The organism is Nocardioides sp. (assembly GCF_004803405.1).
Lineage (GTDB): Bacteria > Actinomycetota > Actinomycetes > Propionibacteriales > Nocardioidaceae > Nocardioides > Nocardioides vastitatis.
Genome location: NZ_SSXI01000250.1, coordinates 1 through 5195, shown reverse-complemented (window position 1 = coordinate 5195; position 5195 = coordinate 1). Strand labels below are relative to the sequence as shown.

Below are 5195 nucleotides of genomic sequence, written 5' to 3'. Positions count from 1 at the left end.
CGGGCCGGGCGCTAGAAGCCGAGTCAGCGGCCGGCGCCGAACTGTTCCAGCGCGTTACGCACGTCGCTCGTTTCGGCACCGGCCGCAAAGGAAGACTCAATGACACACCCCGCGCTAGGCGACACCGCATCAGGCCGCCCGGCAGCCAGTTACGCCTCGGCTAGCCTCAATGCAGTCGGTTCGACAGGTCGACCTGTCCTACTTGTGCATGAGATGTGGCTTCACGCGAGCTCCTTCGCCCCTTGGCTCGACCTGTTCGAAGCACACGGACGGCCCGCGATCGCACCCGGCTGGCCAGGTGAGCCCGACACGGTGGTGGAGGCGCGCAAACCGTCGGCTGCAGCAGACGATGTGGGCCTGGCTGATCTGATCAACTACTACGCCGATATCGCTCGAGCCCTGCCGCGACGACCGGTCGTTGTCGGTCACGGATTCGGCGGACTCGTTGCCGAGCAACTCCTCGCTCGTGGCGCCGCGTGGGCGGTCGTGTCCGTGGAGCCGGCAGTCGCGCGCGGACGAATGCCCATGTCGTGGCCACAGCTTGCCGCGGGCTCCCTGTTCCTCCACAAGCCTACGAATCGGTCACGTTCAGTCTGGCTCACGGCCGCGCAGTTTCGGCTGGTTTTCGGCACGGCACTCCGTCGAGAGACGTCGGCGCATCTGCACCGGACCTTGTGCGTGCCGTCCCCGGCCAGACCGCTGTTCGAGGCCGCAACCGCCGGTCTCCCCGGAGCGCCCCCGGTCTTCCCGGAACCTCCGATATCGCTGGACTCGGCAGAGCCGTTCCGCCCGCACCTAGTCATAACCGGAGACGCTGACCGCGTCGCTCCAGCAGAGCTGGTTCGAACCAATCTCCCGACGACGCGCGCCAATCGAACCGCCGTTCTGCGCCTCCCCGGATACCGCCATTCCCTAATGGTCGACCCCGGCTGGACCGACGTCGCCTACGCCGTCCTCACGTGGCTCAACGATGTCGATCCGCTCATCCCGACCGCCCCACCCCCAAGGAGTGCAGAACCGTGGAAGACGCCATCTTGGCTCGCATCCGCGAACTCGCTGCTGCCGAGCACGAACGCGCGAACATCTTCGAGTTCCCCCAGCATCGCGCCTTCTTCATCATGAAAGGTGAACCTCAATGGAGGACCACATGCCGTCCGTGACAGCGGCCGATACCCGTTCTCTCTCCAACATCGGCGTCGTCGGGCTCGCCGTCATGGGCTCCAACCTGGCCCGCAACCTTGCCTCCCGAGAGGGCAACGTGGTGGCGGTGTACAACCGCACGTATGCCCGCACCCAGCAGCTTCTCGACGAGCACGGCGACTTGGGCTTCCTCGGCGCTGAGAGCATTGACGATTTTGTCGCGTCGCTGGCACGACCGCGCACTGCGATCGTCATGGTCCAAGCCGGCGCCGGCACTGACGCGGTCATCGAGCAGCTGGCCGAGCGGTTCGAGCCAGGGGACATCATCGTCGACGGCGGGAACGCCAACTTCCACGACACGATCCGGCGCGAGCGCGAACTGCGCGAGCTTGGCATCAACTTCGTCGGTACCGGCATCTCGGGCGGCGAGGAGGGCGCGTTGCGCGGTCCATCCATTATGCCGGGCGGCTCGGCGGAGGCTTGGGAGACGCTCGGCCCGATCTTTCGCTCGATCGCTGCCGTCGCGCAGGGCGAGCCGTGCGTGACCCATGTGGGCACAGACGGCGCAGGCCACTTCGTCAAGATGGTGCACAACGGCATCGAGTACGCCGACATGCAACTGATCGCCGAGGCCTATGACCTGCTCCGCCGGGTCGGTGGCCTCTCGGTCCCCGATCTGGTTGAGGTGTTTAGGTCGTGGAACGAAGGGGACCTGGAGTCCTACCTGATCGAGATCGCCGCCGAGGTGCTCAGCCAGATCGACGCCGAGAGCGGCCAGCCATTGGTCGACATGATCGTCGACGAGGCCGGTTCGAAGGGCACCGGCGTGTGGACGGTGCAGAACGCGGTCGGCCTCGGTATTCCGGTGTCCGGGATCGGCGAGGCCGTGTTCGCACGTGCAGTGTCCAGCAAGCTGGAGCAGCGAGCCGCGGTACGCCGGACGGCGCGGAGGCGACCTGAGCGGCCGCCTATGTCAGAGGAGTTTGTCAACGACGTCCGGGCGGCACTCTACGTATCGAAGGTGGTCGCGTACGCACAAGGTTTCGACCTCATCGTGGCCGGTGCCGCTGAGTTCGGCTGGGACATCGACTTGGGTGCCCTCGCGAAGATCTGGCGCGCCGGCTGCATCATCCGGGCCCGCTTCCTCAACCGGATCGTCGACGCATACGCGACCGACCGGGGGCTCACCTCGCTGCTCGCGGATCCCTACTTCGCCAACGCGGTCGGCGCTGGCGAGCAGGCCTGGCGGCGCATCGTTGCGACGGCGGCGACTGCCGGCGTCCCGGCCCCTGGGTTCTCATCGGCATTGGCGTACTTCGACTCGCTCGTCTCCGAGCGGCTGCCGACATCGCTCATTCAGGGCCAGCGGGACTTCTTTGGTGCGCACACCTATAGGCGCGTGGACAAGGACGGTGTCTTCCACACGCTGTGGTCGGAGGATCGTCGCGAGATCCCGACGGAGCCCTCGACCCACTGAGTGCTACCTCACCTACAGCGCCTCGATCCGGGCAGGAACCGCGGCTCGAGCAGCGTCGGATCGGCGTGAGTGTGTCCGGCAACTCACGGAATTTTTCGAAGGGATCGGGCTGACCCCGCTCGAGGGACTCGACCGACCCTGGAGCGACTCAGCGCGGGCAGGTCTACGTCCCGGCTGGGGACTCAGCAGAAAGTCAGCAGGAAGTCAGCCCGAGAGCGGTCGAGGTCATCCTGCGTCAACAGGTAACGTTGACGTCGTCGGATGACGCGATCCGTTGCAGGGTTGAAGATCAACCGAGTTGGAGCCAGGTGGGCCGAGGGATTCAGAGCAATCCGAATCCCCACGTCCAAATGAGAAGGTCAGGGGTTCGAATCCCCTCAGCTCCACCAAACCCGCTGGTCCGGACCGGTGCCCGTCATCCGACGTCCTGCAGGGCGCTGTCGGTCACCGCCCGTCGCTTCGCGACGACGACCTCGGCCGAGTGACGCGCCACGTGTGCGGCCGCCGCGAGGCCAGCCGTGCTGCCGCCGAGTGAGGCGGGTGGCGCGGTCGAGGGGCCTTCGGCACACTCGGTCCATGGACGCGGCCAGGGTGCGAGCGGCGCAGCGGGAGCTCTACGAGGCCGGAGAGTACTGCGCGTTCTCCGCGACAGTGCGGCCGATCGCTGAGGCCCTGGTGAACCACGCTGCCCCCCGCCCAGAGGATGTGGTTCTCGATGTGGCAGCCGGCGATGGGGTTGTCAGCGCATGGGTACGCCGAGCCGGTGCCGAAGTCGTCGCGGTGGACATCTCCCCGGTCCAGCTCCGCCGCGCCCGGGCTCAGATCGCGGGTCTCCCAGTGGCCGCTTGTGACGCCGAGCGGTTGCCCTTCGCCGATGGCACCTTCGACGTCGTGCTGTCCAACTTCGGGGCCGTTCTCGCTCCCGACTGCGAGCGCGTCGCATGCGAGCTGTTCCGGGTCTGCCGCCCGGGCGGGCTGGTCGCGCTGACCGCATGGCCGTCCGACAGCGTGATCGCGGAGATGGGACGGGTGGCGCGCGAGGCCGCTCCAGATCCGGCGGGCTTTCCCGATCAGGAGCTCGGGTGGGGCGACGCCGCAACCGCGCGGCGGCGTTTCGCCGCTCATGCTGACGACGTGTCGACATCGCCGGGCTCGATCGTCTGGGATCTCGCAGTGCGCGGCGGGGCAGGCGCCGACGACTTCGCTGCGCGGTATGCCGCCGAGCGGCTGCCTGGCGTCGAGCTGGGCGCCCTCCGCGCGGAGATCGCGGCCCGGCACACGGACTCAGCGGGGAACCTGATCGCGGACTACCTGCTCGTGGCGGGGCGTCGTCGTCACCCTTGAACGATGCCGGCGACGAGGAGTGAGTACCGGGCGACCCAGCTGCGCGAGCTCTTCGAGAACCCCCCGGCAGTACTGCCGCTGACCATCGCGCTCGGCGTCGAACCGGTGCCCGAGGCCTAGCCACAACTTCTCCACCGGTTCGCGCGTCCCAACCGACGAACCGGCATCAGCCGGGCCCGGACGGTTGATGACGGAGGAGCACCATGCCCACGCCCACGGGAGGGGTCGACGCGGTCGTCGACCGGGACACGCCGGGAGCAGCAGCGGGGGGAGGGCGGATCGACGCACTTGACGGGATCCGCGCCCTAGCGGTGACGGCGGTGGTCGCCTACCACCTCTTCCCCACTGCGGTGCCGGGCGGGTTCCTCGGCGTGGACGTCTTCTTCGTGCTCAGCGGCTACCTGATCACCCGCGGTCTCGCGCTCGGCATCGCCTCGGGGCGCGGCGTCGGCCTCGTCCGGTTCTGGGTACGACGCACCGTGCGGCTGCTGCCCGCCCTCGTGGTGATGCTCGTCGTGGTGACCGCGGCGGCCGGGCTGGCGGGCGGCGCCGCGGCGGTCCGGCTCCGGCCGCAGCTGATGGCCGCCCTCACCTACACCAGCAACTGGTACCAGGCGGATGCCGGGCTGTCGTACTTCGAGCGCTCCGAGCCCCCCGTGCTCCAGCACCTCTGGTCGCTCGCGGTCGAGGAGCAGTTCTACCTGTTCTGGCCGCTGCTGCTGATCGCGATCGTGGTCGTCACCGGCAGCGCCCGGGCCGCGGCCGGGGTCACCGCCGTGCTCGCGGCGGCCAGTGCGATCGCCATGGCGGTCGCGTTCGTGCCGGGCGAGGACCCGAGCCGGCTCTACTTCGGCACCGACACGCACGGCTTCTCGTTGCTGATCGGCGCCGTCGCGGCGCTGGTCTCGCTGAGCCGGACGCCGTGGGTCACCCGCTGGCTCGTTGCGCCCGTCGGCTGGCGCCGCGAGGCGCAGGGGCCGGTCACCGTGGTGGCGGTCCTGGTGTGCGTGCTCGGCGTGCTCCTGATCGGCGAGACCTCGGCGTTCGCCTACCGGGGTGGGATCGTCCTCGTGGACCTGGCCGCGGCGGTCGCCGTCCTCGCGGTCGCGACGCCCGGTGCCGCCTCCCCGTTGCTCGCGGCGCGCCCGCTGGTCTGGGTCGGCCGGCGCAGCTACGGGATCTACCTGTGGCACTGGCCGCCGATCGTCCTGCTCGCCGGCCTGGCGCCGGCGAT

The 5195-nt window shown here is 68.9% G+C and carries 3 protein-coding genes; all 3 read left to right on the top strand.

Annotated elements, in window-relative coordinates:
- The first annotated feature begins 1135 nt into the window (after positions 1 to 1135).
- Positions 1136 to 2617, top strand: a complete 1482-nt coding sequence (gndA, locus tag E7Z54_RS18140; protein WP_240769769.1) for an NADP-dependent phosphogluconate dehydrogenase — start codon at positions 1136 to 1138, stop codon at positions 2615 to 2617.
- Between the two features lie 576 nt (positions 2618 to 3193).
- Positions 3194 to 3961, top strand: coding sequence for a class I SAM-dependent methyltransferase (locus tag E7Z54_RS18135; RefSeq protein WP_136436112.1), 768 nt, complete (start codon positions 3194 to 3196; stop codon positions 3959 to 3961).
- A 203-nt stretch (positions 3962 to 4164) separates the two neighbouring features.
- A partial coding sequence (locus E7Z54_RS18130; protein ID WP_136436110.1) for an acyltransferase family protein occupies positions 4165 to 5195 on the top strand: 1031 nt, incomplete at its 3' end.

Bases quoted from the DNA above. Each gene is read 5' to 3' on its own strand.
- gndA (WP_240769769.1), top strand. From the start codon at position 1,136: ATGGAGGACCACATGCCGTCCGTGACAGCGGCCGATACCCGTTCTCTC.
- E7Z54_RS18135 (WP_136436112.1), top strand. From the start codon at position 3,194: ATGGACGCGGCCAGGGTGCGAGCGGCGCAGCGGGAGCTCTACGAGGCC.